This window comes from Lentilactobacillus dabitei (assembly GCF_019061365.1).
Classification (GTDB): Bacteria; Bacillota; Bacilli; order Lactobacillales; family Lactobacillaceae; genus Lentilactobacillus; species Lentilactobacillus dabitei.
In genome coordinates this window covers 1-292 of the sequence record NZ_JAHPPD010000198.1, presented here as the reverse complement: position 1 = coordinate 292, position 292 = coordinate 1, and the positions used below count along the sequence as shown (strand labels likewise).

At 37.0% G+C, this 292-nt stretch carries 1 protein-coding gene; it reads right to left on the bottom strand.

Annotation, left to right across the window (positions count from 1 at the left end; translation table 11 throughout):
• Positions 1–133: helix-turn-helix domain-containing protein (locus tag KTE19_RS13770; protein ID WP_217342527.1), on the bottom strand; the 133-nt coding region annotated here is incomplete at its 3' end.
• Between the last annotated feature and the right edge of the window lie 159 nt (positions 134–292).

Below are 292 nucleotides of genomic sequence, written 5' to 3'. Positions count from 1 at the left end.
TGCCATTCATTTCGTTATAAATAAAACGACTTGCGTCACTGTTACGTTTGATTAACTGCTTTTGCTGATTGGATGGGAAAACGCGGACTTTAACCCCATAATGGTACGGAAACTGCGCCATTGTTTGACTCATGTAGATTTCACCTCCTAAACATGTTACTCTAATGATAACAAATGAGAAAACGTTCAGGGATAACATTGTTGATAAATTGGCAGGAAGAAGGTTGTCACATGAGTAATAAAAAGCAGCGTTTAGATGAAGCTATTTACGAACGCAACTATGTTTACAATT